We start from the raw sequence: 25157 nt of genomic DNA, 5'->3' as shown, positions 1-25157 counted from the left end.
GTCCTTAGTTTTCGAAGTCAGAAGTGTTCTCGAATGCTTCGAGAGGCGGGCAGGAGCACACAAGATTCCGGTCACCAGCGGCGCCGTCGATCCTGCCGACCGGCGGGAAGTACTTGTCCTGCTTGAGGTGGTGGACGGGGAACGCGGCCTGCTCACGCGGGTAGTCACGCCCCCAGTCGGAACTGACGACGGCGGCAGCCGTGTGCGGTGCGTTGCGCAGCGGCGACTTCTCAACAGTGAAATCACCGCTGGCCACCTGCTCGATCTCGGCACGGATGGTGATCATGGCTTCGATGAACCGGTCGATCTCGGCCAGGTCCTCGGATTCGGTGGGTTCCACCATCAAAGTCCCCGCCACCGGGAACGCCAGGGTGGGGGCGTGGAAGCCGAAGTCGATCAGGCGCTTGGCCACATCCTCGGCTGTCACGCCGGTGCGCGCGGTCAACTCGCGGAGGTCCAGGATGCACTCGTGGGCCACAAGTCCGCCCTCGCCCGTGTACAGGATGGGGAAGTGCTCATCCAGGCGGGAAGCAACGTAGTTGGCCGCGAGAAGGGCCGACTTGGTAGCTTCGGTGAGTCCTTGGCCACCCATGAGCTTCACGTACGCCCAGGAAATCGGCAGGACACCGGCGGAGCCATAACGCGAAGCGGAAATCGCGACGCCATGACCGGGTTCGTGCGCCGCTTTGTTCGCGTCGCCCGGCATGAACGGAGCCAAGTGGGCCTTCGCAGCAACAGGGCCGACGCCGGGTCCGCCGCCGCCGTGCGGGATGCAGAAGGTTTTGTGCAGGTTCAGGTGTGAAACGTCGCCGCCGAACTTGCCCGGCTGGGCCAATCCAACCAGCGCGTTGAGGTTGGCGCCGTCAACGTACACCTGGCCGCCGGCTGCGTGGATGGCGTCGCAGACTTCGCGGACATCGGCGTCGTACACACCGTGGGTGGACGGGTAAGTGATCATGATGCAGGACAGCACGTCCTTGTGGGCCTCGATTTTCGCGGCCAAGTCGGCGTGGTCAATGGTGCCGTCAGCAGCCGTGGCCACCACAACAACCTTCATCCCGGCCAGCACAGCGGACGCCGCGTTGGTGCCGTGGGCCGACGCCGGAATCAGGCAGACGTTGCGCTGCTCATCACCGCGGGACAGGTGGTACCCGCGGATCGCCAGCAGACCGGCAAGCTCACCTTGGGAACCGGCATTCGGCTGGATGGAAACCTGGTCGTAGCCGGTAATCTCCGTGAGGTCCGCCTCCAGGTCCTCGATCAGTTCGCGCCAACCAGCTGTCTGGTGGTCCGGAGCGAACGGGTGGATGGAAGCGAACTCCGGCCAGGAGATAGCTTCCATCTCAGCGGTGGCGTTCAGCTTCATGGTGCACGAGCCCAGCGGGATCATGGTGCGGTCCAGCGCGAGGTCCCGGTCTGACAGCTTGCGGATATAGCGCAACAGCTGCGTCTCGGAACGGTGCGTGTTGAACACCGGGTGCTGCAGGAAGTCGGACGAGCGGACGACATCAGCGGGCAGTTCGAACCCGGCTGCGTCGCCCACCGGACCGGCGCCAAAGGCGACGGCTACCGCAGAGAGGACCTCCGGCGTCGTGGTTTCATCCACGGAGACTCCAACCGTGTCCGCATCGATGAGCCGCAGGTTGATGCCGCGGGCTTCAGCAGCGGCGATCACCTTCTCAGCCTTGCCGGGAACGCGCACGGTGAGGGTGTCGAAGAAGGCCTCGGAGACGAGTTCGCGGCCGGCCTTCTGCAGGGCCGCAGCCAAAACGCGGGCGTGGCCGTGGACGGTCTCGGCGATCGCCTTCAGGCCCTCGGGACCGTGGTAAACCGCGTACATCGAGGCGACGATCGCCAAGAGAGCCTGCGCGGTGCAGATGTTGGACGTGGCCTTTTCGCGGCGGATGTGCTGCTCACGGGTCTGGAGTGCCAGTCGGTAAGCCGGGACGCCGGCGTTGTCCTTGGAGACACCCACGATGCGGCCGGGAAGCGTGCGCTCCATGCCTTCACGGACGGCCATGTAGGCAGCGTGCGGGCCGCCGAAGAACAGCGGGACGCCGAAGCGCTGCGCGGTTCCGACGGCGATGTCCGCACCTTGTTCGCCTGGGGGCGTGATGAGCGTGAGCGCCAGCAAGTCGGCGGCAACCGTGACCAGCGCGCCGCGCTCCTTCGCAGAAGCAATCACAGAGGAGTGGTCGAACACGCGGCCGGAAACGCCGGGCTGCTGCAGGACGACGCCGTTGATGTCGCCGTCGGGCAGTCCGGCCGAAAGATCAGCAATCTGGACTTCGAAGCCCAGTGCCTCGGCGCGGCCCTTCACAATGGCGATGGTCTGCGGGAGGAGGTCAGCGTCCAGGACGGTCTTGCCATCCTTTGCAGCCTTGTTCTTGTTGGCCCGGCGCATGAGCAGCACAGCCTCGGCCACGGCGGTGGCCTCATCCAGCAGCGAAGCGTTGGCGACGGGCAGTCCCGTGAGGTCCTGCACCATGGTCTGGAAGTTCAGGAGAGCTTCGAGGCGACCCTGGGAAATTTCCGGCTGGTACGGCGTGTAGGCCGTGTACCAGGCGGGAGCTTCGAGGATGTTGCGGCGGATAACGGGCGGTGTGACGGTGTCGTAGTAGCCCTGCCCGATCATCTGGACAGCGGTCTTGTTCTTCGATGCGAGCTTGCGGAGCTCGGCGAGGACCTGCACCTCGGTGAGGGCGTCCTGCAATTTCAGGGCAGTTTCCTGGCGGATGGAATCGGGGACGGCGACGTCTACCAGGCCGTCGACAGAGTCGTAGCCGATGGCCTTGAGCATGGTGTCAACGTCGGCTTGGCGACGGGCGCCGATGTGCCGGTCCGCGAAGGCGGTGGGGGTTGATTGAACAGTCAAGAGGAACTCCATGATTCAGGCGCCCAGTGAGCGCCACGATGATGTGGGGTTCCTCCCCGCTCTGTATTGGACCTGAGAGATTCCGCAGGGATGGTTTCCTGCTTGCACCGTCGGTGAGCCCGGTTGCCCGGACTGCTTTCCAGAGTTGCCTAACCGCGGCGGTACATGGGCCTGAGAGATTCCTGGGGAGGATTTGCTCCTACGGCGCCTGACTGGATGTACCGGCAGGACTCTCCCGCCGCAGATCAAAAGCGTTGCATCACCATGAGTGACACGCTTCACACCATAGCGGGTTGTTTTGAAAAAGCGCAAGCAAGGTGCGGCTACTGATGCATGGCTTCATGAATCTGCAACGCGAACCACAACTGGGCAACGGTGGACGTTTCGCCCATGTCCAGCCCCGTCAGCTCGCCGATTTTCCGGATCCGGTAGATGATGGTTTGCCGGTGCGCGAATAACGCTGAAGCAGTTTTTTGCCAGGAACGTTGCGAGTCCAAATACGTCCTCAGCGTGAGAAGCAGATCGCCGTCCTGGCCCTGCTCGTAGTCGAAAATCGGGCCGAGGAGACGCCGGACCAGCGCGGCCCCTTCCTCGAAACCGGTGAGCCCCAGCCACGATGGCCCCTCCGCGTAGCGGGCCAACCCCAGCTTGTTGGCCCGGGCTGAACCGAGCGCCCAGAGGGACTCCTGCAGCGCCCTTTGGATACCCGTAACGTCCGCCGGCGCACTGATCCCGATCGCGGCGTCCGCCCCGGCACAATGGACCAAGACGTCGTCCGGCACGCCTGCGGGCACCACCACGTGGAGCCTGTTGTTCCGCTTCAACGACGCCGACGCAACCCCGTGCCGCCACAGTTCGATGTGCACGTCAGCCAGCCCGCCGACGTCGTCCGCTGCTTTATCCGCGGCGTTCGCGGTCATGGAGGCGAGCAGGAAATCCTGGGGCGTCACCTCGAAAGCTGCCAGGCGGCTCTCCATCTCGGCCGCGCCCAAACGCCCATCCATGGCTTGCAGCAGGAACTCACCGGCAAGCCGGTGGCGGCCTTCCAACGACAAAACGATGCGCGAAAGCTGCAGTCCCAGAACAGTCGCCGCGTGGAGGAGTACGACGGCGTCCGGGTGCGGTTCGCTGTTGGGCAGCACCACCAGGAGCGCGTTGGCGTGCGTGGGAATGTCCATGGTGAGCACGTGCCTGCCGCGGATGCGGTGCCACTGGAAGTTCTTCCCGGCCAGGCCCACCTGCCCGGACAACGGTGCCCATTCCTCGGCGAGGAAGACGGGGAGTGATTGGCCGTCCGGGTGCCAGGGATGGAGGCATCGGCGGTCCACTACGAAGAGTTCGGCGTCGAGTTCGGTTGATAGCCGCTGGACGAGGCTCTGCCAATGGTCCTCGGACGCTCCGGCGGTGCGGAGAAGATCGTAAACGCGGGCTGTCTGCCGTAAACGGCGGGACTCTTCGAGCAGCGAGGATTCGGCCACCGAACGGGCTATCGCGATGAACGGCAGCGGATACGGGATGTTGATCAGGGGCAGCGGGAGCCGGTTGCAGGCCTCCAGGAACTCGTCCGTGAGCGGCGGTGCGTGCATCTTTTCGCCGATCGCCAACGCGCTGGCGCCACTGTCCATCAACGCTTCGGCGAGCGCTACTTGGCCGGCCGCATCAGGGGGAATGGAGAGGCCGTTGGTCATCATGAGCTCCCCACCGGTGACCCACTCCCACAGCCTGGGGAGGTCCGAGGTGTGAGCCCAGGTGATCCGGTTGTCCAGGCCTGCCGCTCCTGCGGTGAGGGTGAGGCCCAGCTGCGGCTCGGCGATGAGTTCCGCAACGGTAATCGCCATACTTTGCCCCGATTCCTGTTCAGCGCGCCCTGCCGGGCCGCCGTTTTTAGCGGCACTTAGACATTCGTCTAAACGGCTCGACCATTTGTAGTCAATGTACCGGTATCCGGCGTGATCCGCGTCACCAACAATGGAATTACTTACTTCCCGCTCAACGGCGAGCACCCCTCAACCCAAGGATCCGTCAATGACAACGCACCAGCCCATCGGCCCTGTCGACGCAACCAAAGTCCCCCGGTATGCAGGACTCGGCACCTTCGCCCGCCTCCCCCAAATCGACCGCGTCCCGGACTACGACATTGCGATCGTCGGCGTACCGTTCGACGGCGGAACCTCCTTCCGCCCCGGCGCCCGTTTCGGTCCTGCCGCAGTCCGCGAGGCCTCCCGCCTCCTGCGTCCCGGCTACCACCCGGAGCTCGACGTTGAACCGGTGTACGAAGCCCAAGTGGTGGACGCCGGCGACATCGCCTGCACCCCCTATGACATCACCCGGGCAGTCCGTGAGATCGAAGAGCAGGCATTGCCTTTGATCAGCGGAGGCAACGGGCTCAGCGGAGACAAGCGGCTCATCTCCATCGGCGGTGACCACACCATCGCCCTGCCCATGCTGCGGGCGTTGAACAAGGTCCACGGCCCGGTGGCGCTGCTGCACTTCGACGCACACCTGGACACTTGGGACACCTATTTCGACCAGCCCATCACGCATGGAACCATCTTCCGGCGCGCGTTCGAGGAAGGCCTGCTGGTGGAGGACAAGTCCATGCACGTGGGTATCCGCGGACCCGTCTATGATCGCAACGACTTCCTCCGCGACCACGAATTCGGCTTCCAGATCATCCGTTGCTCGGACCTGGACGTGATCGGCGTTCCGGCAGCCATCCAGCGGGTGAAGGACCGGCTCGGCGACACCCCCGTGTACGTTTCCATCGACATCGATGTCCTGGACCCCGCATTCGCCCCCGGCACGGGCACCCCGGAAATGGGCGGGCTCCACTCCCGCGAACTCCTGGCCCTGCTCCGCGGACTGAACGGCATCAACATCGTGGGCGCCGACGTCGTGGAAGTCGCTCCGGCGTACGACCATGCGGACATCACCACCGTCGCGGCCGCCACCTTGGTGTTCGATCTGCTGGGCCTGATGGTGAACCGCAGCAAAGCAGACGCCACAGCCGTCCGTGAACTTGCCTCGGCATCCCGGAGTGCGTCATGAGCACCGCCCCAACAACTGAAGTTCCCCGGCTGGAGGACAAGACCATCCAGCCCATCCCGGCCAACGAGCGCCATGGCAAGGCAAGGGACCTCTTCACCATCTGGTTCGGCTCCAACATCATGATCATGACCATCGTGACCGGCGGACTCGCCACCACGGTGTTCGGCCTGGGCTTCGTTCCGGCGATCGTGGGCATCATCATCGGCAACGTGGTGGGCGGCATCTTCATGGCGCTGCACTCGGCCCAGGGCCCGCAACTGGGCGTGGCGCAGATGATCCAGACCCGCGGCCAGTTCGGTTCTTTCGGGGCTCTGTTGATCGTGGTCATCGTGGTTGTCATGTACGTCGGGTTCTTCGCAGCGAACCTGGTGTTTGGAGGCGAAGCGATGGCCGCCGTCAGCCCGGGCATCAGTGTTGACGCGGGCATCATCATCATTGGGGTGGTGAGCGTGATCGCGACCATCTTCGGTTACCGTCTCATCCACGCCTATGCACGTGTCCTCAGCGTCGCGGCCGGATTGGCCTTGTTGCTGGCGTTCGGTTGGATCCTGGTGGTCCACGGACTGCCCGCCAACTTCCTGGAGACGGGCAACTTCAACTGGGTGGGCTTCATGGGCACCATCTCCGTCTCGGCCCTGTGGCAGCTGGCTTACGCGCCCTACGTCTCTGACTACTCGCGTTACATGCCGCAAGGCACGGGTTCCGCTCCCGCTTTCTGGGCCTCCTATTCAGGCTGTGTCCTGGGAACCCTCTTCCCCATGATCCTCGGCGCCTTGGTAGGCACTTTGGCCGTCTCCATGAGCACCGGCGACGTCGAAATCGTCGGCAGCCTGGGAGCCCTGCTTCAGCCGTGGACGCTGATCATCGTCGGAATCTTCTGCCTGGGCGTCGCGGCGTCTAACGCCATGAACCTGTACTGCGGCGTCCTGTGCATCCTCACCATCGGGCAGACGTTCAAGCCAAGCTGGCTGCCACGCGCCAAGACCCGCAGCATCGCCGCGATCATCCTCTTCGTCGTCGCCGTCTCCATCGCCCTCTTTGCCCGCGACAACTTCATCCTCTTCTACACCAACTTTCTCTCCTTCCTGATGTACGTCCTGGTCCCTTGGACGGCCATCAACCTGGTGGACTACTACCTTCTGCGGCACGGCGAGTACCGAGTTGAAGACTTCTTCAAGCGCGACGGCGGTGTGTACGGGCGGTTCAATTGGGTCGCCATCGGATCCTATATAGCAGGCGCGGCGATCCAGGTGCCATTCTCGGCAACCGCCATCTACACAGGTCCGTTGGCCGCGGCGCTGGGCGGCGTGGACATCTCCTGGATCGTCGGCCTCGTGGTGGTCGCTCCCCTTTATTACGTCGCGGCCAGGGTCTTCGGCAAGAAGACAGAAGCCGCCCCCTTTCCCTCATCTGCCCTCGCCGCAGACCTCATCTGACCAGACTTCATCTGACCAGCCCCTCCCCTGACCAGACCTCCCCTGAAAGCGAATCACCATGACTGCCACCCAGACCGAACAGTTCACCGTCCAGCCCTTCACCGTCCGACGCTCCTCCGGTTCTCCAGATATCGACAGTGTCCTTCCTCTGCCGCTTGCTCCGGCGGGGCACTTCATCAACGGATCCTTCGTCCCAGGCTCCACGGGCCTGCTGATCGACGTCGTGGATCCCACCACGGAGCGGGTCATCGCCTCCGTCCAGGCGGGAACCGCCGGTGATGTGGACGCCGCCGTTGCTGCCGCCGTCGTGGCCCAAAAGACCTGGGGTGCCACCACCCCGAAGGAGCGCGCGGATGTCCTGAACCTCATCGCGAACATCGTTGAGGAGAACCGGGAAGCGTTTCAGGTCATCGAGTCGGCCAACACCGGCAAGCCGCAGGCCGTGTCCGAGGACGATGTCTCCAGCACCATCGACACCTTCCGCTTCATGGCCGGCGCCTCGCGCACCCTGACTTCCATGGCCGGCGGCGACTACGCCACGGACCACACCTCAGTGATTCTCCGCGAACCCGTGGGCGTGGTGGGCGTCATCACTCCGTGGAACTACCCGCTGCTGATGGCCGCGTGGAAGATCGCGCCCATCCTCGCAGCCGGCAACAGCATTGTCATCAAGCCGTCCGAGCAGACCCCGCTGTCCACGTTGAAACTGGTGGAAGTGCTGGCCGGACGCATTCCTGATGGCATCCTCAACGTGGTCACAGGCCGAGGACGGACGGTAGGGCAGAGGCTCTCCGAACACCCGGACATTGCGTTGGTGGCTCTCACCGGAAGCGTCGTCAGCGGCCAGGCAGTGGCCGAAACCGCCGCGAAGTCCGTGAAGCGCGTCCACTTGGAACTCGGCGGCAAGGCTCCTGTTGTCGTCTTCCCCGACGCCGACCTCCGCGCCGCAGCTGCCGGTGTGAGAAATGCAGGGTTCTGGAACGCCGGCCAGGACTGCGGCGCTGCCTGCTGCGTCCTGGTTCACGAGTCCGTAGCGGAAGAATTCACCGAACACCTGGTCCGTGAGGTCAGCACCCTGGTGATCGGCGGTCCCGAGGCGGGCGACGACGTCGAAATCGGCCCCATGATCTCCCTCCCTCACTTCGAGCGGGTCAAGGAATCCCTGGCAGAAGCCCGCGCCGCCGGCCTCAACATCGCTCTTGGTGGTTCCGCATTGGAGGGCCCCGGCTACTTCATCGAGCCAACGGTCATCAGCAACGTCCCGGCCGGGGCGCACATCGCCACGCACGAAATCTTCGGCCCCGTGGTCACCGTGGAAACGTTCAGCTCCACCGAGGAAGCCGTGACCCGCGCCAATGAGAGCCCCTACGGATTGTCGGCCTCCGTATGGACGCGCGATTCAAGCCTTTCGCTCCGCATTCCCAAGCAGTTGGACTTCGGCACCGTGTGGGTCAATGCGCACTTGGTCCTGGCGTGCGAGGTACCGTGGGGCGGGTTCAAGGGTTCCGGCTACGGCCGCGACCTCTCGCTCTACGCCTTGGATGACTACTCGCGCACCAAGCACGTCATGATCAACCACGGCGCGTAAGCGTACAGACAAGCAACGGAGCTTTCACCATGACCACTCATGTTTCCCGGGGATCGGGCGCATCGGCCGCAGCCACTCCCACAGTCCCTTTCACCACGGACGTCACGTGGACCAACTGGGGCGGTAACCAGAGCGCGACGCCGGCCTTCACCGTGCGGCCCAGGAATGAACAAGAAGCCCTCGACGCCGTCCGTTTCGCCATCCGTGAAGGCTTGCCTGTGCGGGCGGTCGGTTCAGGGCACTCGTCCTCACCGTTGGTTCAGACCGGCGGGGTCCTGATGGACATGTCCGGGCTCTCTGCCATCACCGGGACTGATCGCGTGGGGCGCCGAGCCCGCGCACTGGCCGGCACCACCATCAATGCGTTCGGGGACGCTTTGTGGGACAAGGGACTGGCGCTCAGCAACCAGGGCGACATCGACAAACAGCAGATCGCAGGGGCGCTGGCCACCAGCACCCACGGCTCCGGTAAGGACCTGGGCAGCTTCTCCTCCAAGCTGCGCTGGGTGAAGCTGATCAACGGCTATGGCGAGATCGTGGAGATCGGCGAAGGCCAGCTGCGGGAACTCCGTGCCGCACAGACAGCCCTTGGAACGTTGGGGATCTTCCTGGAAGTCGAGTTGGCCGTGGAGGACAGCTACTACCTGCAGGAACAGATCACTTACCCAACGTGGGCGGAAACCACCTCCACGTGGCAGGCCGATATTGATGACAACCGGCATTACTCCTTCCTGTGGTGCCCGGAGGACGACTCGTGTGAACTCCTGGACCTCCCCGGTTCCCCGGATCACAGCATGGGTGGCCGCAGTTACACCAAGCGGTACAACGTGGCTTCCGTCCAGGATGAAAGCGAACTCTCCTCCGTGGAGGGTGCCCGACTGGACCGTTCCTACCGGATCTACCCGGGCGGCTTCACCACGCAGTTCCACGAACTTGAATACTTTGTTCGCAGCGAAGACGGCTTGGTGGCCGTCGAGGCCATCCAGGACCTGATCCGCAACAAGTACCCAGAGCAGAAGTATCCCGTGGAGGTCCGCTGGGTGAAGTCCGACGACGCCTACATGTCCCAGTTCCAGGGCCGCGACAGCACCGTCATCACCCTCACCACCGAGCCCGGGACCGACTACTGGCAGTTCTTCCGGGACGCCGACGCCGTGCTGCAGGAATTCGAACCCCGCGCCCATTGGGGAAAGATCCATTTCATGACCCGTAGCCGCCTGGAACACCTGTACCCGGAGCTGGACACGTTCATCCAGGTTCGTCGGGAGTTCGATCCCCGCGGAATGTTCCTCAACGACCACACGCGGGCGCTGCTCGCCTGACGAGTACTGCTCTGCCTGGGGGCCTGATTGCCTGCCGGGATGTGAGAGAACCAGCCCTCTCTCACATCCCGGCCCCTTCCAGCCAACCCTCTCTCACCTCCCGGTTACACGCCCTGGAAACCTCCGAGTGGTAGTTTGATCTCTGCTGAGGCAGACACCCGCACCCAATCGGAGGACCATCCATGTTTAAGGGTTTCAAGGACTTCATACTTCGCGGCAACGTGATCGAGCTGGCCATCGCCGTCGTTATCGGCAGTGCGTTCACTGCGCTGGTCGGAGCCTTCACCAACCACATCATCAACCCAGTGATCGCCGCCGCCGGTGGCATGAACGCCGAGGGCCTGGGCTTCAAGATCTGGGAAAACAACCCCGCTACGTTCGTCGATTTCGGCGCTGTACTGACCGCGCTGGTGACCTTCGTGATCACCGCTGCCGTGGTCTACTTCATTTTCGTAGCGCCCATGAACAAGATCAATTCTCTGGTCAAAGACCGCCTCTCCACTGAGGAGCCGGAAGAAGAGCCGTTGCCGGCAGACACCGCACTTCTGGCCGAAATCCGCGATCTGTTGAAGGATGCCGCTGCCGCCCGCAACGCAGGCCACGCTTCCGATGTGGACGCGGACTTCGATTCCGACCGCACCCACTAGAACTGGCAACACCCAGGACGGGCAGCTCGTTGCGAGCGTTCCTTCCCAGTTGCTTGGCCTGAGCCCGGCGTTCTCCCCGCGAGAACGCCGGGTTCTTGCGTTTCCGGCCCGGCGACGCGCGCACCAACCGGGAAGGAGCAGGCGCCCGCCGCTGGAAACAGCCCCTCTCCACGGAAACCTGCCTGTCCTCAGAACGTGACCGCGGGGCAACGGGATTGAAACAGGGGCAGTGCAGCATGAAAACATGAAGCCCAATCCGAGCACTCCCGTCACCGCGGATCTCTTGTGTGATGTCTGCGGTCAATTGCCCGAAGCTTCCAAAGCCCGGCTGACGCTCGCGAACATCGCGGTCATGCTTCCCATCGAATTGCTGGTCCATGCGGCAGTGGTTGGAACCCATCTGCCCTACGTGGCCAAGGTCCTGCTGCTGGCAGTCACCGCCACGGTATTGGTCATTTGGGTGGCTGAACCGTCCGCTGCCAAGGTCCTCCGACGCTGGCTGCACGCGCCGGCGCTCCGTCAGCGACGCAAGCTTCACCTCGCTCCAGCCCTGTGGCGCGCCCGGACTGTCCTGTTGGACCAGCCGGGGTCCCTGCAGAAGGTCACGCAGTCCCTCGCCAAAATGGACGCCAACATCCTTAGCCTTCACGTCCACCCGATGACCGGAACCGGCTCCGCTCAGAAAGGCCTCTCAGCTCAGACAGGTCCCGGCGAACGGGTGATGGACGAGTTCGTTCTCTCCACGCCGGGCGAAATTACTGAGCAGGAACTGCTGAAAGCACTGAACGACGGCGGCGGGCATGAGTCACATGTTTGGTCCACCACTGCTTTGGCCATGGCCGACGGTCAAACCAAAGCGCTGAGCCTCGCCACCCGCATTGCGGGGAACCCTAAGGAGCTCCCGATGGTGGTTGCCGAGCTCCTGTCCGCGAAAGTAGTTCCCTTCGATCCTGAACACCCCACACCGGAGGCGAGCGCCGCCGTCGGGCCTTCCGGCGACATCCTCAAAATCCCGACGGCGTGGCACGGCCCGCTGCTCTTCTCCAGACCCGGCGAGCCATTTTCGCCCGCCGAATCGGCACGCGCGCACAGGTTGGCCGAACTCGCGGAAATCCTGGCGCACACTCCTGCCGTCTCCACGGTCCCTCCCGGTTAGTGCACCGGAAAGCACCTAATTCCGCGCGAAACGCCGGCGTCACCACACCCCGAATGCAAGTAAGTGGGCAGGAGCGCTCACGTCCCCACCGGAACTCAGTCCTCGTCAATCTTTTCGAGAAGCTTTCCCAGGGCATCAAGAATGTCGTCGTAGTCGTACTGGCCGGCTCTGCTCTCGGCCGAGATCACTCCACAGCGATGAATCTTCTTGAAGTCGCCGATGGGGAATTTATAGTGGCCCTTTTGGTCCTCGGGATGGTCGTCGTCCACGCCCAGAAACCATTTGGAGTACTCGGCGTGACCATGCTTGTCCAGAAAGGCGTTTTCATCCTTGGTGGCGGGAGCGTGTTGGCTCCAGTCATCGCGGCTGTCCTTAACCACCTTGCCGTCGCGGATCAGGTGCTTCGCGTGCCCAAAAGCCTTCTTATTGAGTTTCACGGTCATGGCGCAACCTCGTTTGGATGTGGCGGTTCGGCCTAGGCGGTAATTCGTACGCCGCAGCTTTATAACGTTCAACTCGTACGGTTCAGCATAAGACCATCGCGGACTGTCGGAGAAGCCCCGATAGTCGCCCGGGATTCAATCCAGGACCTCAGCTCATGAGCCGGACCCAGAGGCCCACGCCGCGTTCTTTCATCACCAGCCGCCGTTGTGTCGCCCCCGTTTGAGCGAGCCACAGCACCGTGCCGTCAGCAGTGACCGCTTCCACCGTGCCCTGATCCAGGACGTCGTCGCCATCCCAGATCTGGACCGTTTGCCCAACCAGCAACCGCCAGTTGTTCACCCTCTTGCCCCGCGCCGGATTGAAGCGCGACCCTAACAGCGAATCCTCTTTACCGTTCTGCAAATGGATGCCTCCTCGCCTGCTGTACAAACTTTTCCTTGAAAGGTTCCTGTACAAGACCTGTGCAATGTCGGCTCAGTCCATGACGGAAAATCGTCGCCGGATTGAAGAGAGATAGGTCTCCTCAGCCGGTAGCGGCGGTGATGCGGCAAGGGACGACGAGTAAGAAACGCTGACGGAGAAGTCATCGGTTGACCTCCGCATCGGTCTCCGTGAGCGCGCGCCCGGCGAGAAAGATGATGAGGAGGGCCATCGCGGTCAGCGCCGAGGCAACCCAAACCGGAGCCAGCAAACCCAGCCCGGTCGCGAGCCCCAAGGCACCGAGCACCGGCCCCGCGGCAGCCCCGATATTCAAGGCTGCGGTTGCGTACGAACCGCTCATCGTCGGCGCACCCGAGGCTGCATACAACACACGCGTGATCACGGTGCTGCCGACGCCGAAGGACAGGAAGCCCTGGACGAGGACGAGGACCATAAGCGCAGCGGGATGCGACGCGGCCAAGGCCATCACGATCCAGCCTGCCAACAGCAGTGGTCCACCGACTGCGAGCACCATCCCAGGACGTTGATCTGACATCCGTCCTGCGATGGTGACGCCAAGGAAGGACCCGATGCCGAACATCACCAGGGCCACGGACACCCATCCTTCGGCCAGACCCGCGGTCTGGGTCACGACGGGTGCCAGGAAGGTGAATGCCGCAAAGGTCCCTCCGTTGATCAGCGCTCCGAGCACCATGGCCAGGATGAGCCGCGGCGTCGCCAGCTGTCTGAGTTCGGCACGGAGCCTTGGAGAAGACGCGCCGGCCACCGTTTGGCCTGCAGTGTTGGTGATGCCTCGAATGACTCCGAGGAGCGCGGGAACACAGAGGATGGTGATGGCCCAGAAGGTGGCTCGCCAACCCAGCTCTGTGCCGAGCAGTGCCCCGGCGGGGACGCCCGCGACGGTTGCGATCGTCGTGCCGGAAAGGAGGATCGACAACGCTCGTCCCTTCTGGTTCGCTGGCACGAGCGTTGTGGCTGTGCTCAGGGCCAAGGCGAGGAATCCGGCATTGGCAAAAGCACTGAGCACCCGCGTGATGAGGAGGATCGAGAACACGGGTGTCATTGCTCCGAGGACGTGGCTTCCCGCGAACACCAGAAGGCAGACGATCAGGGTGAGCCGCGGTGGCCAGCGGCGGGCAAAGGCCGCCATCACTGGCGCACCGATGACCATGCCGGCCGCGAACGCCGAGGTCAGCAGGCCCGCCGTGCCAACCGGGACGCCAAGTTCGGTAGCTATCGCGGGGAGCAATCCCGCGAGCATGAATTCTGAAGTGCCCATGACGAAGACCGCGAGGGCAAGCATGTAGAGAGCAAAAGGCATCGAGTACTCCGAGGTGAGAGATCAACAAATGGTTCTTGTTGTCACCACGGCCGGCGCCCCTGATAAGCCAGACATACGCCCACACAGAACGTGGGCGTCGCAACTAGCGATACAGACCCAACTAGTGGTTCGGTCGCAACTAGTGGTTCAGTCGCAACTAGTGGTTCAAGGGGCTGGCGGTGTGACCGGCAACCCCTGACTTGTCTGACTCGGGACTCGACATGTCCCAAACACTACCGCTAGAGCGCCTTCACCGCCCCCAGGACCTTGGTCAAGGAGTCTTTTGCATCACCAAATAGCAGGGTGGTTTGGGGCTCATACAACAGTTCGTTCTCTATACCGGCAAACCCGGGGCGCATGGAACGCTTGAGGAACACTACCTGCCGGGCGTCAGCGACTTCCAAAATGGGCATTCCGTAGATCGGCGACCCGGAGGTGGTCTTGGCCGCGGGGTTCACAACATCATTGGCGCCCACCACCAGGGCCACATCGGTGGTCTTGAACTCGGAGTTGATGTCGCTCATCTCCTTCAAGGACTCATACGGCACATTGGCCTCCGCAAGGAGCACGTTCATATGGCCCGGCATGCGGCCGGCCACAGGATGGATAGCAAAGTCAACCTCAATTCCCCGTGCTTCCAGGGCCAAGGCAAGCTCAGCGGCAGTGTGCTGACCCTGGGCGACGGCGAGGCCGTATCCCGGAACGATGATCACCCGCTGCGCATAGCCGAGTAACACTGCCACGTCTTCCGCGCTGGAGGATCGTACGGGCCGCTCGCTCACGGCAGTCGAGCCCGCGGTGGATCCACCCTTGAAGGCCCCGAACATGATGCCCGCGACGCTGCGTCCCATCGCGGCAGCCATGGCCCGGGTCAGGATGGTGCCCGAAGCCCCCACCAGCGTGCCGGCCACCACCAGGAGGACATTGCCCAGCACCAGTCCGGATGCCGCGACGGCCAGGCCAGTGAAGGCATTCAGGAGCGAAATGACAATCGGTACATCAGCGCCACCCACGGGGAGCACCAACAGGATTCCGGCAGCAAGACCCAAAAGCAGCAGGACCAGTGCCAATACCAAGGAGCCGTTCAGGATCACCACCACCCCGGCGCCCACGGCGGCCAGCAGCACCACGGCCATCAGGGCTGGCAGCCCGGGGAACGTCACGGGCCGGGTAGTCATGAGCCCTTGAAGTTTGGCGAAAGTTACCCCGGACCCGGCGAAGGACACCGCACCCACCAGCAGCGTGAAGACGATGGCCAGGCGAACCCACGGATCACCCGTATGAGAGAGTTCCAGCAACGCCACGAGGGCCGCAGCGCCACCGCCCACACCGTTGAAGAGGGCCACGAGCTGGGGCATCTGCGTCATTTGCACCCGGCGGGCCACCGGCGCAGCGACGCCCGATCCCACAGCTATGGCCCCAAGAATCCAAGGAATGTTGTCCAGTTTCACGGAGACAAACACCGTCACCACAGCCAGCAGGGCACCAAATGCCCCAATCAGGTTCCCCCGCCGGGCAGTCCGTGGCGAATTCAGGCCCTTCAGGGCGAGGATGAAGCAGGCCGCCGCGGCGAGGTACAGAAGCGCCGTCCAGGTGGGATTGAGAAGCGTCATTGCCGGCCCTCCTTCTTGACCGGCTCCACGGAGCCGCGATCTTCAGGAACAACAGCGTTCGACGGCGGCCGTTGCCGTCCGCGGAACATCTCCAGCATCCGGTCGGTCACCACGAAACCGCCCACGAGGTTGGCCGTGGCAAGGACAACCGCCAGCAGTGCCACCACCAACACCCAAGGGTCGGCAGCCTGCCCTGCGACGATGATGGCGCCCACCAGAATGATGCCGTGGATCGCGTTGGCGCCTGACATGAGCGGCGTATGCAAGGTGCTGGAGACCTTGGAAACGACTTCAAAACCCACGAACACCGCCAAGACAGTGATCGTCAGCAAACTCATGCCATCCATCAGCGCGCTCCTTCACTGCCAGGCCGGTCGCTGCCAGGATTCGCAGTCTCCCCTGCGAGCGCCGCAAGTGCTTCCGCAGTGGGTGCGTGCCGGACGTGGCCGTCGTGGGTCAGGCATGTTCCGGCCACCACTTCATCCGAGAAGTCCGGGGACACCGCGCCGTCCCGAGTCACGAGGGCCAGGAGGTTGGCCACGTTCTTTGCGAACAGCCGCGAGGCATCAGCGGGCATCGCCGACGCCGCATCCTTGATGCCCACGAGTGTCACTGTGCCTTGGCCGTCGCCCGTAGGGATGGGGATGTCCTGGCCGGGGATGCTTCCTTCAACGTTCCCGCCGGATTCGGCTGCCAGATCCACCACCACGGATCCCGGCCGCATCCCCTGGACCATCTGGCGCGTCACCAAAAGCGGGGCGCGCCGTCCAGGTACGGCAGCAGTGGTAATCAGGACGTCGGCCTGAGCTACGTGCGGCGCCAAAAGGGCCCGCTGCAGGGCACCCCGGTCAGCACTAAGCTCCCTGGCATATCCTCCGGATGCTTCTGCGGTTTCCAGGTCCAGCTTGATGAACGTTCCGCCCATGGATGCGACTTCGTCCGCCGAGGCCGGGCGGATGTCGTTGGCGGAGACCCGGGCGCCGAGCCTTTTGGCAGTTCCAATAGCCTGCAGGCCGGCCACCCCGGCCCCGAGCACCAGCACACGGGCGGGTGGAATGGTCCCCGCTGCCGTCATGTACAGCGGGAAGAACCGGGGCAACCGCGTGGCGGCCTCAAGCACACAGCGATACCCTGCCACCAGGGCCTGCGAGGTGAGCGCATCCATGGACTGGGCGCGGGATATTCGTGGAACCAGTTCCAAGGCAAAAGAGGTAATACCGCTGGCGGCGAGCGCCCGCACAGTGGGCAGCTCCGAGGACGGCGACCCCAGGCCGACGGTGACCGAACCCCGGCGGAGAGCTGCCGCCGTCGACGGCTCCATGGGGCGCACGTGGCAGTAAACATCCAGGGTCCCGAGGTCCAGGGACTGTACTACGGAGGCGCCTGCCTGCCGATAATCATCGTCGCTATGGCCTGAAGCCAGGCCGGCCCCGGACTCCAGCTCAACCTCTAGTCCCAGCCCCACCAGTTGCTTCACCGTTTCCGGCGTTGCGGCAACACGTCGCTCACCGTCGAGCGCCTCGCGCGCTATGCCTGCCTTCACCCGCCACCCCTTTTCCGGAACCCTCCAGAACTCAGTTGGCATGAGTCTATGACTGCGAGGGGCCGGGCGGGAGTAGGGGCTGCGCTATGTGCATAAGTCCACTAGGGTCGGTGGAAGCTGGGACCAACCAGCAACCACACCGTCGACGAGCCGGTTCCGGCCGTGCCGTCGGAAAGGAACGCCACTATGGACACCTTCAAAATCGGTTACTTCGTCGGAAGCCTGGCAAGCAATTCCATCAACCGGGTCCTCTCCAAGGCCCTCATCAGTGTGGCGCCGCCGGAACTTGAGTTCCATGAGATCGCCATCAAAGACCTTCCCTTGTACAGCTCGGATTACGACGCCGATTTCCCACCGGCTGGGCGGGATTTGAAGGATGCCATCGCCGCGTCGGACGGCATCCTGTTCATCTCCCCCGAGTACAACCGCTCCATTCCGGGCGCCTTGAAGAATGCCATCGACTGGGGTTCACGCCCGTGGGGCACCAATTCATTCGCGCGCAAGCCCACCGGAATCATCGGCGCATCGCCAGGTGGCATCGGAACGGCCGTGATGCAGTCGTCCATGCGCAGCGTGTTGAGCTTCCTGGACGCGCCGCAGCTGAATGCACCTGAGGCTTACATCCGCTTCGTCGCAGACGCGTACGACGACGACGGTTCAGTTAAGGACGAAGGAACGGCCGGGCTTCTGCGGCACTACATGGAGGAATACAGCGCGTTTGTACAGCGTGTCCTCGCGGCCAACGCGCCTGGCCACATCGGCGATCCGGAACCGGATTCCGCCAAGCTCACGCGGTAACGCTTCGTCGGGTGCCGCTTGCCACGCCTACAAGCGGCCGGCGGCACCGGCCAAACAGCATCCATAATTCCGGTTGATCAGTATGCTTACTATGTGAGAAATCATGCTAATAACCAGGAGGAACCATGCTTCGCAGATTGGCCATGACCACCCTTGCTGTGACCCTTTTAGCCGGGACTTCACTCTCCACCACCGTTGCAGCGAACGCAGCCGTGGTGACGCAGGGCAGCGTAGCCGCCACCAGCACCCCATCACCCGAACCCAGCAACCCCTCCGGACCGTCTACGGCGACACCCACAGCAGAGCCGACCACCGACGTCTCAAATCCCGCCGGCACGGGGCCGGCCAATCCAGGCACCAGCGAGACCGAGCAGCAAGAACAGACTCGCACCGACGTCGTGCCTTGGGTTCTGGCGGGAGTCGCGGCGGTCATCATCATCGCACTGATCATTTGGACCCTGCGGAACCGGCGCGGGCGGGACAAGGGCATCAGCGACGAGCCGCGCTAGATGCGCCCGCTGGACGCCACGTCCGGCGCCCGGATGGACGTTAGGCGTCCCGCTCCCCCGTCATCAGCTTGCCGATGATGCTGGCTTCCAGGTGCTCCAACAGGTGCCGTGGGTTGTCATAGACTTCCGCGGCACCTGCGTCGCGCAGTTCGGCTTCACTGATTCCACCGCAGGTGAGGGCAATGACGGGCACGCCAATAGCGGCGCCGGCCTTCACGTCCCAGACTGCATCGCCAACAAAGACGGCGCCCTCCGGTGTGAGTCCAAGCTTGTCCAGGCAGGCAAGCAGGATGTCCGGAGCGGGTTTGCTCTCCTTGGCATCGTTGGAACTGGTCCATGCGTCGATGGAGGAACCGGCATCCAGGATGTGGCGGCTCACCTCCAGGTCGCGGTCCTGAGCTGATGATGCCAGCCCCACGGCCAGTCCGGCATGGGAGCAGGCAGCCAGGAGGTCCTGGACTGATTCGAAAGGCCGCAGCGTGGGCCAGAACGTTGAGAATACGGCGCCGTGTGCGGACTTCAGTTCTTCCTGCATGCCCTCCGGGCAGTCAGGGACCAGGCTTTCGATCAGTTTGTCGCCGCCCATGCCGACGCGCCGGTGGATGGCGGACATTTCGATGTCCAGTCCTTCGCGTCGGAACGCCTGCCACCACGCCAAGGCGTGGAAGTAACTGGAGTCGATGAGCGTCCCGTCCACGTCAAAGAGGACTCCGCGCTTCTTTTGTGATGTTGAATCAGCTGCCACAGTTGACCACCTTTGGTTGGGCTTGGGCCTGTACTCGCGCTTGGGCCTGCTCGCCCTGCGCAGCCAGCGCAGAGTCGATCACAGGTTCCTCCAACATCAGAACGGCATACCGTTCAGCCGAAGCCGGGCGAAGAAGCCCCGTCCCTGCAACTTCCCTGATGGCTGCGACTCCCTCAACAGCCTCATCCATGGACGAAAACTGCTTGGAGAGTCCCATCAGCACGTCATCGCCGTCCACCATCAAAATACGAAATTCCCCATCAGGCGTTTCAACCAGTTCCAAATGCCCGGCCATCGCTACCTCCTCGTCTTCGATGCCAATCGGCATAGTAAGACTCCTTAGTATAATCCTTTTGGACATATTACGTAACGCGGGAAATAGGCGTCTGCAACTTGTTGTTGGCACTGGCATGACAACAATCGGAATTATCGGTGCAGGACATATTGGCAGCCAGGTCGCACGAAAGGCCGTCGAACTGGGCTACGACGTCGTCATCAGCAACTCACGGGGACCCGAAACCCTCAGTGAGCTGGTCACGGAACTTGGGCCGCGTGCCCGGGCGGCCACGGCAGTCGAGGCAGCAGCGGCGGGCGATTTCGCCGTCGTGACCGTTCCCCTGAAGAACTACCAGGGCATCCCCACGGAGCCGCTTGAAGGCAAGATCGTCATCGACACCAACAACTACTACTGGGAGCGCGACGGCCGCATTCCCGCGCTGGACAACGGCGAGGCAACCACGTCCGGGCTCCTCCAGAAGCATCTGCCCACCTCCAAGGTAGCCAAGGGCTTCAACCACATCTTCGCCAAGGACATCACCACGGACGGCACACCCGCCGGCACCCCAAACCGCCGTGCACTTGCCACCGCGAGCGACTTCCCCGAAGCCGCGGACCTGGTCACCAAGCTGTACGACGAGTTCGGCTTCGACACCGTCAACATCGGCCCGCTCGAGGACAGCTGGCGCGTGGAGCGCGACCGTCCCGCCTACGTCATCCGCCAGAACGCCGAGGAATTGCGGGACAACCTCGCCAAGGCTCCGCGCACCGTCTAAACCACAACGCACGACGGCGGGCAAGCGGCTTACGCTTGCCCGCCGTCCTTTTTGGGAGGTTCTTTCCGTAAAGCGGAGCGCTTCCAATTTCTGGTGGGAAACCGTGTCACGAATCGGGTCCGGACCGCACTTTATGGATGGCTGCCTCCTCGGATGCCCCGCGCATGGGGCATCCGGGGAGGCAGCTGCCCCTTAGAGCCCCGAACCCGAGGAGTCCCGTGTCCACCAAAATCTCTAACTGGCCTGCAGCAACACCAATGTGGGTGGACCTGGGTGTCGACGACCTCAAGGCCGCCAAGGCTTTCTACTCGGATCTCTTCGGCTGGGAGTTCGTATCCGGCGGCCAGGATTCCGGGGAATACCTCCTGGCGCACGTCGGCGGGCGTGCCGTTGCGGGGCTGGGCCCCAAACAGGATCCGGGAATGCCCACCGTCTGGACCACGTTCCTGGCTTCAGACGATGTGGACGTTACGTCCAAGAAGGTAGTTGCTGCCGGCGGACAGCTGATGGCGCCCCCGTTCGACGTCATGGACTCCGGCCGCATGGCGTTGGCGGTTGATTCCGTCGGCGGGGTCTTTGGGGTGTGGCAAGCCGGCAGCCACATTGGGGCGGAACGCGTCAACGAGCACGGCGCCCTCTGCTGGAATGAACTCCACACCAGGGACTACGCCGCGGCGCGCACCTTCTACGCCGAGGTCTTCGATGTCAGCTACCAGGACGTCACGGAAGAAGGTCTGGTCTACTCCACCATCCGGAGGCCACTGGACGGCCGCGAGGTGGGCGGCGTCCACCACGACACCGACCTCTCCGAGCACACGCCCGGCCACTGGATGACGTGGTTCGCCAGCGACTACGTGGACGGCACTGCCACGCGGGCGTTGGAGCTTGGCGCCACCCTCCTGAGGCCTGTTGCTGAAAGTCCGATGGGACGCATGGCACTTGTCCAGGCTCCGCAAGGCGAAATTTTCGGCATCATCGACGCACCCCGAACCAGCGAATAGCCGGGAACATCAGGCGACGGGTCAGGCTACGGCCGGATCCAAGGCCTCTGCAATGACCTCGTGCGCATGTGCAGCGGCCAGGGGTGACGCCAGGCGATGAACCGCCTGGAACGTCCTGCGCACCTCGGGACCATGCCACTCGGGTGGAAGGTAATCGGTTGGCAGGTTCGGGTCCCGGTAGGGGAACCGGCGCCACATGGTGAGCATCGGAATGTAGTAGCGGAAAGCGTCACGCCGCAGCTCTTCCGTGGACTCGGCCAAGGCAACATCCGGATCTTCGCCCACCCGTTCGGTCCACTGCTGCCCAGCGCCCTGGTACAGCTCAAGGAACTCGGTGAACTGCTCATCGAGTTCCTTGAGGTCCCACCATTCGGAGATTTTGGGTCTCATGGGGCCGTCAAAAACGTAATCGCTGCGGAACAGGTCCACGAACTCGATCAGTCCACTCGCCGTCAACAGTTCCCGGGCCTGCTCCAGCTTGTGTGCCGGCGCGATCCAGACACCGCTGGCCACCGAACCAAATCCCAGCCCGGAAAGAGCGGAACGCAACTGGTGCCTGCGGTTACGCATCGATTCCGGCACGGAGAATACCGCCAGCACCCACGTGTCCACAGGCGCAGGCTGTTCCGGAGCGAAGATCCTCCGGTCGCCTTCACGGAACACATCGCTGACAGATTCGGAAATCTTGTACTTGGCGATTCCGCCCTCACGGACGCTCTTCAGCACACCCTTGGCTTTGAGCCTGGACACTGACGACCTCACGCCGGGGGCGTCGTATCCCAGTGAACCCAGCATGGAAATCAGCGCCGAAACCGGCAATGCATCGCCCGCGTTCCGGCCGTACAGGCCGAAAATCGTGACGAGCAGCTGCTGGTGGCGCACTGGGGGTGCCGGGACGGCGAACATCGAAAGGGTCCTCATTTCCGCGCCGCACATCAGGCGCCAGTCCAGTTCATCATAGGTGCGGGATCCTCTGTGCCCGGCGTAGGCTGAGCGGCATCCCGGCACTTATTCCTTGGAGGTCCCCACCATGACTGATGCGCCAAGCTACCCCGTAGGGGCGCCCTGCTGGGTCGAGTCACTGCAGCCCGACGTCGGGAAAGCCGCAATGTTCTACGGCTCGTTGTTCGGGTGGACGTTCGAGGACGCGTCACCCGCTGATTACCGCGTTGCCCGGCTCGACGGACGACGCGTGGCTGGAGTGGGGCAGGCCCCGCCCATGCTTGACCGCGGCGGGTGGGCCACATACTTCCTCGTGGCGGACCTCGACGAATCGGCGGCTCTCATCGCGGAGGGCGGCGGAAGGCTTCTCGTTGGCCCTACAGACGCTGGCGTTCCGAGAGGGGGGCAAAGGCGAGCGTTCAGCACTGTTTGCCGATCCCAGTGGGGCGCCTTTCGGAATACGTGAAGGCGCTGCCCCCACCGTGGCGGAGATCGTCGATTCGCCTGGTGCTTGGCAGATGAGTGCCCTGCACACCCCGGATATGGCCAGCGCAGAGAAGTTCTACTCAACGGTTTTTGGGTGGCGGCTTGAGATGGCGCCCGGCGCAGGCGTGGGACTGTGGCGACTGGCCGGCAGCACCCGGCGGGCAAATCATCCAACCCTGCCGGATGACGTGGTTGCCGTAGCGACGTTGGCCAGCCCCGGCGCAGGCGTGCCGCCCCACTGGGCTGTCAACGTTCAGGTGTCCGATGCCGTTGCTGTGTCCCGCCGAGTGGTGGAACTCGGCGGTTCGCTGCTGATGCCACCCACAGACGCCCCGGGCTTCCGTAATGCCGTGCTGGCCGATCCCAGCGGCGGAGTACTCGCCATCAGCCAGAACGTCGAGGCCTAAACCGGACCCTCCGGGGGATTAACAGCCCGGACCAGGTGCTCCGGCCACGGCTGCGCCGAAGCGCTTCCTTGGGGGACGTGCACCGTGGTGACCGTCCCGTACGCGGCGACCTCACCGGCGTCGGACGCTACCTCAAAAGCCATGGTCAGCGAGGTCCGGCCGAGCGCGTGGATCTTCACCGTGGCGGTGATGCGCTGGCCGAACCACAGCTTGGCCTTGTAGTTGATGACTTGCTGCACCCGCGGGGCACTGGGGAAATAGTCCGGCAGCTCCAGCTTTCGGAACAGCTCGGCCTCGGCAGCCTCAACCCACCGCAGGATGGCTGAGTTGTGTTGGTGTCCGGAGGCGTCGGTGTCCACCCATTCCACCGTTCGCTCGACGCACGCCTCCGGAAACCTGTCCATGATTGCTCCTAGCGCGCGCTGACGCTGGCGTCGTTGGGATCAAGGTCGACGGCGGCAAGGGGCACCTCGGGCTGTGGCTTGGGAATCATTGCCACAGCACCAGCGGCCAGTACCGCGATGCCGGCGAAGATCGCGAAGTTGGCTTCGAAGGGCAGCTTGGAACCTGCGATCCAGCCACCGATCAACGGTCCTGAAATGGCACCCAGGCGGGCGAAGCTCAACGCCCAGCCCGTTGCCGTGCCGCGGACCTTTGCCGGGTAGTAGTCGGCGATGTAGCCGGTGAGGACCAGCGATGTGGAGATGGAACCGACGCCGGCGAAGGCCACGAACAGCAGGTTGACCACCATGGTGTTGGGGAAGACCAGCAGCATGATGCCCAGGCCGCCCAGGATGTAGAACACCACCAGGATGAGCTTCTTGCCGTACTTGTCCGCGGCGCGGCCCAGGAGCAGGCCACCGATTGCGGAAGCGAGGCTGAAGACCAGGAGGAACGTCAGGGATGAGCCCAGGTCATAGCCGGCCTTCTTCATGATGCTCGGCAGCCAGGTGTTCAGGCCGTAGACCAGCACCAGGCCGCAGAACAGCGAGATCCAGAAGAATACCGTGGACCGCAAGTACTTCCGCGAGAACATGGTGGTGATGGTCTTCCACCACGGATCGGCCTGACCGCCTTGGGCAACAGGAACAGCGGGAGCCACGGCAACAACCGGCGTGTAGTTGGCGATGTTCAGCTTGGCAGCCAGGGCCTTGGCCTCGGACTTCCGGCCCTTCGACTCGAGGAATTCCAAGGATTCAGGCAGGAACTTCCAGATAATCGGAATCAGGACCACCGGTGCGGCACCGATCGCGATCACCGCACGCCAGCCACCCATGGGCAGGACGAACAGGGCTGCCAGTGCGGCTGCCACAATACCCAGCGAGTAGCCGGAGTACATGAGGCCATAGTTATAGGACCGCTTGTTGGGAGCCGAGTACTCGATGGTCAGGGCTGCTGCCACCGGGATGACACCGCCCATGCCCAAGCCGCCGATCAGCCTGAACAGGCCGAAGAGTTCCGGCGTCGGAGCCCACGCAGCGCCGGCCTGGGTAATCGTGAAGATCACCATGGAGGCCAGGAGCATTTTCTTGCGGCCCACGAGGTCGCTGAGCGTGCCGATGAACAGGGCACCAATAAGCATGCCGATCAGGGCATATGATCCAAGTCCGCCGAGTGCCAGCGGGCTAAGGTTCCATTCCTTGTACTCGGCAAGAGCGGGAAGGATGGCTCCCAGGACGCCCACGTCATAGCCTTCGGCAAGGATGGCGAGCCAGCAGCAGAACAACACCAGGCCGGTGGTCTTCTTGGGCACGTTCCAGTTGTTGATGGGTGCGGTGGCCAT

The 25157-nt window shown here is 63.5% G+C and carries 25 protein-coding genes and 1 riboswitch; of the genes, 12 read left to right on the top strand and 13 right to left on the bottom strand.

Going from position 1 to position 25157, the window contains the following annotated elements; genetic code table 11:
• Positions 1–4: 4 nt before the first annotated feature.
• Both gcvP and CQ020_RS18650 read right to left on the bottom strand, forming a co-directional pair.
• Complete coding sequence (gcvP, locus tag CQ020_RS18655; RefSeq protein ID WP_105693219.1) at positions 5–2875, bottom strand: aminomethyl-transferring glycine dehydrogenase; 2871 nt, start codon at positions 2873–2875, stop codon at positions 5–7.
• Between the two features lie 149 nt (positions 2876–3024).
• Positions 3025–3123, bottom strand: a riboswitch (glycine riboswitch).
• A 75-nt stretch (positions 3124–3198) separates the two neighbouring features.
• Positions 3199–4713 (bottom strand): PucR family transcriptional regulator, encoded by a 1515-nt coding sequence (locus CQ020_RS18650; RefSeq protein ID WP_105693198.1) that lies wholly within the window; start codon positions 4711–4713, stop codon positions 3199–3201.
• 187 nt (positions 4714–4900) lie between these two features.
• On the opposite strand from CQ020_RS18650, the gene speB reads away from it, so the two are divergent.
• The 6 genes from speB to CQ020_RS18620 all read left to right on the top strand — a co-directional run bounded on the left by speB (position 4901) and on the right by CQ020_RS18620 (position 12072).
• Positions 4901–5923, top strand: a complete 1023-nt coding sequence (gene speB / locus CQ020_RS18645; RefSeq protein WP_181151953.1) for an agmatinase — start codon at positions 4901–4903, stop codon at positions 5921–5923.
• On the top strand, positions 5920–7359 hold the full coding sequence (locus CQ020_RS18640; protein ID WP_105693196.1) for a cytosine permease: 1440 nt from the start codon (positions 5920–5922) through the stop codon (positions 7357–7359). The genes speB and CQ020_RS18640 overlap by 4 nt, the downstream gene beginning before the upstream one ends.
• 58 nt (positions 7360–7417) lie before the next feature.
• The gene (locus tag CQ020_RS18635) at positions 7418–8947 is read left to right on the top strand and encodes an aldehyde dehydrogenase family protein (RefSeq protein WP_181151952.1); all 1530 of its coding nucleotides are present in this window, start codon (positions 7418–7420) and stop codon (positions 8945–8947) included.
• Between the two features lie 29 nt (positions 8948–8976).
• A complete protein-coding gene (locus CQ020_RS18630) occupies positions 8977–10269 on the top strand; it encodes a D-arabinono-1,4-lactone oxidase (RefSeq protein ID WP_105693195.1) in 1293 nt (430 codons plus the stop codon).
• A 182-nt stretch (positions 10270–10451) separates the two neighbouring features.
• Positions 10452–10916, top strand: coding sequence for a large conductance mechanosensitive channel protein MscL (mscL, locus tag CQ020_RS18625; protein ID WP_105693194.1), 465 nt, complete (start codon positions 10452–10454; stop codon positions 10914–10916).
• Between the two features lie 244 nt (positions 10917–11160).
• Positions 11161–12072: an amino acid-binding protein gene (locus CQ020_RS18620; RefSeq protein WP_105693193.1), complete on the top strand. Its 912-nt coding sequence runs from the start codon at positions 11161–11163 to the stop codon at positions 12070–12072.
• A 95-nt stretch (positions 12073–12167) separates the two neighbouring features.
• On the opposite strand, the gene CQ020_RS18615 is transcribed toward CQ020_RS18620, so the two are convergent.
• The 6 genes from CQ020_RS18615 to CQ020_RS18590 form a co-directional block, all read right to left on the bottom strand.
• Positions 12168–12515, bottom strand: coding sequence for a hypothetical protein (locus tag CQ020_RS18615; protein WP_105693192.1), 348 nt, complete (start codon positions 12513–12515; stop codon positions 12168–12170).
• Positions 12516–12663: 148 nt separating this feature from the next.
• Positions 12664–12918, bottom strand: a complete 255-nt coding sequence (locus CQ020_RS18610; protein ID WP_258142080.1) for a hypothetical protein — start codon at positions 12916–12918, stop codon at positions 12664–12666.
• Between the two features lie 181 nt (positions 12919–13099).
• Positions 13100–14278, bottom strand: a complete 1179-nt coding sequence (locus CQ020_RS18605) for a Cmx/CmrA family chloramphenicol efflux MFS transporter (protein ID WP_105693191.1) — start codon at positions 14276–14278, stop codon at positions 13100–13102.
• A 239-nt stretch (positions 14279–14517) separates the two neighbouring features.
• Positions 14518–15891 carry an NAD(P)(+) transhydrogenase (Re/Si-specific) subunit beta gene (locus tag CQ020_RS18600; RefSeq protein WP_024818679.1) on the bottom strand — a complete coding sequence of 458 codons (1374 nt, stop codon included), beginning with the start codon at positions 15889–15891 and terminating at the stop codon, positions 14518–14520.
• Positions 15888–16238 (bottom strand): NAD(P) transhydrogenase subunit alpha, encoded by a 351-nt coding sequence (locus tag CQ020_RS18595; protein ID WP_105693190.1) that lies wholly within the window; start codon positions 16236–16238, stop codon positions 15888–15890. Before CQ020_RS18595 ends, CQ020_RS18600 begins: the two co-directional genes overlap by 4 nt.
• Positions 16238–17434, bottom strand: a complete 1197-nt coding sequence (locus CQ020_RS18590; RefSeq protein WP_105693189.1) for a Re/Si-specific NAD(P)(+) transhydrogenase subunit alpha — start codon at positions 17432–17434, stop codon at positions 16238–16240. Before CQ020_RS18590 ends, CQ020_RS18595 begins: the two co-directional genes overlap by 1 nt.
• Before the next feature lie 186 nt (positions 17435–17620).
• Here CQ020_RS18590 and CQ020_RS18585 point away from each other — a divergent pair, with 186 nt between their 5' ends.
• Positions 17621–18232, top strand: coding sequence for an NADPH-dependent FMN reductase (locus tag CQ020_RS18585; protein WP_105693188.1), 612 nt, complete (start codon positions 17621–17623; stop codon positions 18230–18232).
• A 125-nt stretch (positions 18233–18357) separates the two neighbouring features.
• Entirely contained in the window at positions 18358–18741 is a 384-nt protein-coding gene (locus tag CQ020_RS18580) for a hypothetical protein (RefSeq protein WP_105693187.1), read from the top strand.
• Between the two features lie 40 nt (positions 18742–18781).
• Here the strand turns inward: CQ020_RS18580 and CQ020_RS18575 are convergent, their stop codons facing one another.
• Positions 18782–19486 (bottom strand): HAD family hydrolase, encoded by a 705-nt coding sequence (locus tag CQ020_RS18575; RefSeq protein ID WP_105693186.1) that lies wholly within the window; start codon positions 19484–19486, stop codon positions 18782–18784.
• A complete protein-coding gene (locus tag CQ020_RS18570; protein WP_258142079.1) occupies positions 19476–19814 on the bottom strand; it encodes a hypothetical protein in 339 nt (112 codons plus the stop codon). The genes CQ020_RS18575 and CQ020_RS18570 overlap by 11 nt, the downstream gene beginning before the upstream one ends.
• Before the next feature lie 82 nt (positions 19815–19896).
• Here CQ020_RS18570 and CQ020_RS18565 point away from each other — a divergent pair, with 82 nt between their 5' ends.
• Both CQ020_RS18565 and CQ020_RS18560 read left to right on the top strand, forming a co-directional pair.
• Positions 19897–20538, top strand: coding sequence for an NADPH-dependent F420 reductase (locus tag CQ020_RS18565; protein WP_105693185.1), 642 nt, complete (start codon positions 19897–19899; stop codon positions 20536–20538).
• A gap of 218 nt (positions 20539–20756) precedes the next feature.
• Complete coding sequence (locus tag CQ020_RS18560) at positions 20757–21539, top strand: VOC family protein (protein ID WP_181151951.1); 783 nt, start codon at positions 20757–20759, stop codon at positions 21537–21539.
• Positions 21540–21560: 21 nt separating this feature from the next.
• Here CQ020_RS18560 and CQ020_RS18555 read toward each other — a convergent pair whose 3' ends face one another.
• Complete coding sequence (locus CQ020_RS18555) at positions 21561–22547, bottom strand: PaaX family transcriptional regulator C-terminal domain-containing protein (protein WP_258142078.1); 987 nt, start codon at positions 22545–22547, stop codon at positions 21561–21563.
• A gap of 22 nt (positions 22548–22569) precedes the next feature.
• Here CQ020_RS18555 and CQ020_RS18550 point away from each other — a divergent pair, with 22 nt between their 5' ends.
• Positions 22570–22947: a VOC family protein gene (locus tag CQ020_RS18550; protein ID WP_105693183.1), complete on the top strand. Its 378-nt coding sequence runs from the start codon at positions 22570–22572 to the stop codon at positions 22945–22947.
• A gap of 16 nt (positions 22948–22963) precedes the next feature.
• Positions 22964–23374, top strand: a complete 411-nt coding sequence (locus tag CQ020_RS18545) for a VOC family protein (protein ID WP_105693182.1) — start codon at positions 22964–22966, stop codon at positions 23372–23374.
• Here CQ020_RS18545 and CQ020_RS18540 read toward each other — a convergent pair.
• Complete coding sequence (locus tag CQ020_RS18540; protein ID WP_105693181.1) at positions 23371–23778, bottom strand: thioesterase family protein; 408 nt, start codon at positions 23776–23778, stop codon at positions 23371–23373. The two genes, CQ020_RS18545 and CQ020_RS18540, sit on opposite strands and share 4 nt — an antisense overlap.
• A gap of 8 nt (positions 23779–23786) precedes the next feature.
• Positions 23787–25157 (bottom strand): aromatic acid/H+ symport family MFS transporter, encoded by a 1371-nt coding sequence (locus tag CQ020_RS18535; RefSeq protein ID WP_105693180.1) that lies wholly within the window; start codon positions 25155–25157, stop codon positions 23787–23789.

This window comes from Arthrobacter sp. MYb23, assembly GCF_002979775.1.
Classification (GTDB): Bacteria; Actinomycetota; Actinomycetes; order Actinomycetales; family Micrococcaceae; genus Arthrobacter.
The sequence above is the reverse complement of the archived record's forward strand: the minus strand, read 5'-3'. Positions and strand labels throughout refer to the sequence as shown.

Coding starts and splice junctions, on each gene's coding strand:
- speB (WP_181151953.1), top strand. CDS start 4,901: ATGACAACGCACCAGCCCATCGGCCCTGTCGACGCAACCAAAGTCCCC.
- CQ020_RS18630 (WP_105693195.1), top strand. CDS start 8,977: ATGACCACTCATGTTTCCCGGGGATCGGGCGCATCGGCCGCAGCCACT.
- CQ020_RS18570 (WP_258142079.1), bottom strand. CDS start 19,814: ATGCCGATTGGCATCGAAGACGAGGAGGTAGCGATGGCCGGGCATTTG.
- CQ020_RS18650 (WP_105693198.1), bottom strand. CDS start 4,713: ATGGCGATTACCGTTGCGGAACTCATCGCCGAGCCGCAGCTGGGCCTC.
- CQ020_RS18600 (WP_024818679.1), bottom strand. CDS start 15,891: ATGACGCTTCTCAATCCCACCTGGACGGCGCTTCTGTACCTCGCCGCG.
- CQ020_RS18565 (WP_105693185.1), top strand. CDS start 19,897: ATGACAACAATCGGAATTATCGGTGCAGGACATATTGGCAGCCAGGTC.
- CQ020_RS18640 (WP_105693196.1), top strand. CDS start 5,920: ATGAGCACCGCCCCAACAACTGAAGTTCCCCGGCTGGAGGACAAGACC.
- CQ020_RS18635 (WP_181151952.1), top strand. CDS start 7,418: ATGACTGCCACCCAGACCGAACAGTTCACCGTCCAGCCCTTCACCGTC.
- CQ020_RS18535 (WP_105693180.1), bottom strand. CDS start 25,157: ATGGCCACCGCACCCATCAACAACTGGAACGTGCCCAAGAAGACCACC.
- CQ020_RS18615 (WP_105693192.1), bottom strand. CDS start 12,515: ATGACCGTGAAACTCAATAAGAAGGCTTTTGGGCACGCGAAGCACCTG.
- CQ020_RS18580 (WP_105693187.1), top strand. CDS start 18,358: ATGCTTCGCAGATTGGCCATGACCACCCTTGCTGTGACCCTTTTAGCC.
- CQ020_RS18605 (WP_105693191.1), bottom strand. CDS start 14,278: ATGCCTTTTGCTCTCTACATGCTTGCCCTCGCGGTCTTCGTCATGGGC.
- CQ020_RS18540 (WP_105693181.1), bottom strand. CDS start 23,778: ATGGACAGGTTTCCGGAGGCGTGCGTCGAGCGAACGGTGGAATGGGTG.
- mscL (WP_105693194.1), top strand. CDS start 10,452: ATGTTTAAGGGTTTCAAGGACTTCATACTTCGCGGCAACGTGATCGAG.
- CQ020_RS18585 (WP_105693188.1), top strand. CDS start 17,621: ATGGACACCTTCAAAATCGGTTACTTCGTCGGAAGCCTGGCAAGCAAT.
- CQ020_RS18550 (WP_105693183.1), top strand. CDS start 22,570: ATGACTGATGCGCCAAGCTACCCCGTAGGGGCGCCCTGCTGGGTCGAG.
- CQ020_RS18595 (WP_105693190.1), bottom strand. CDS start 16,238: ATGGATGGCATGAGTTTGCTGACGATCACTGTCTTGGCGGTGTTCGTG.
- CQ020_RS18620 (WP_105693193.1), top strand. CDS start 11,161: ATGAAGCCCAATCCGAGCACTCCCGTCACCGCGGATCTCTTGTGTGAT.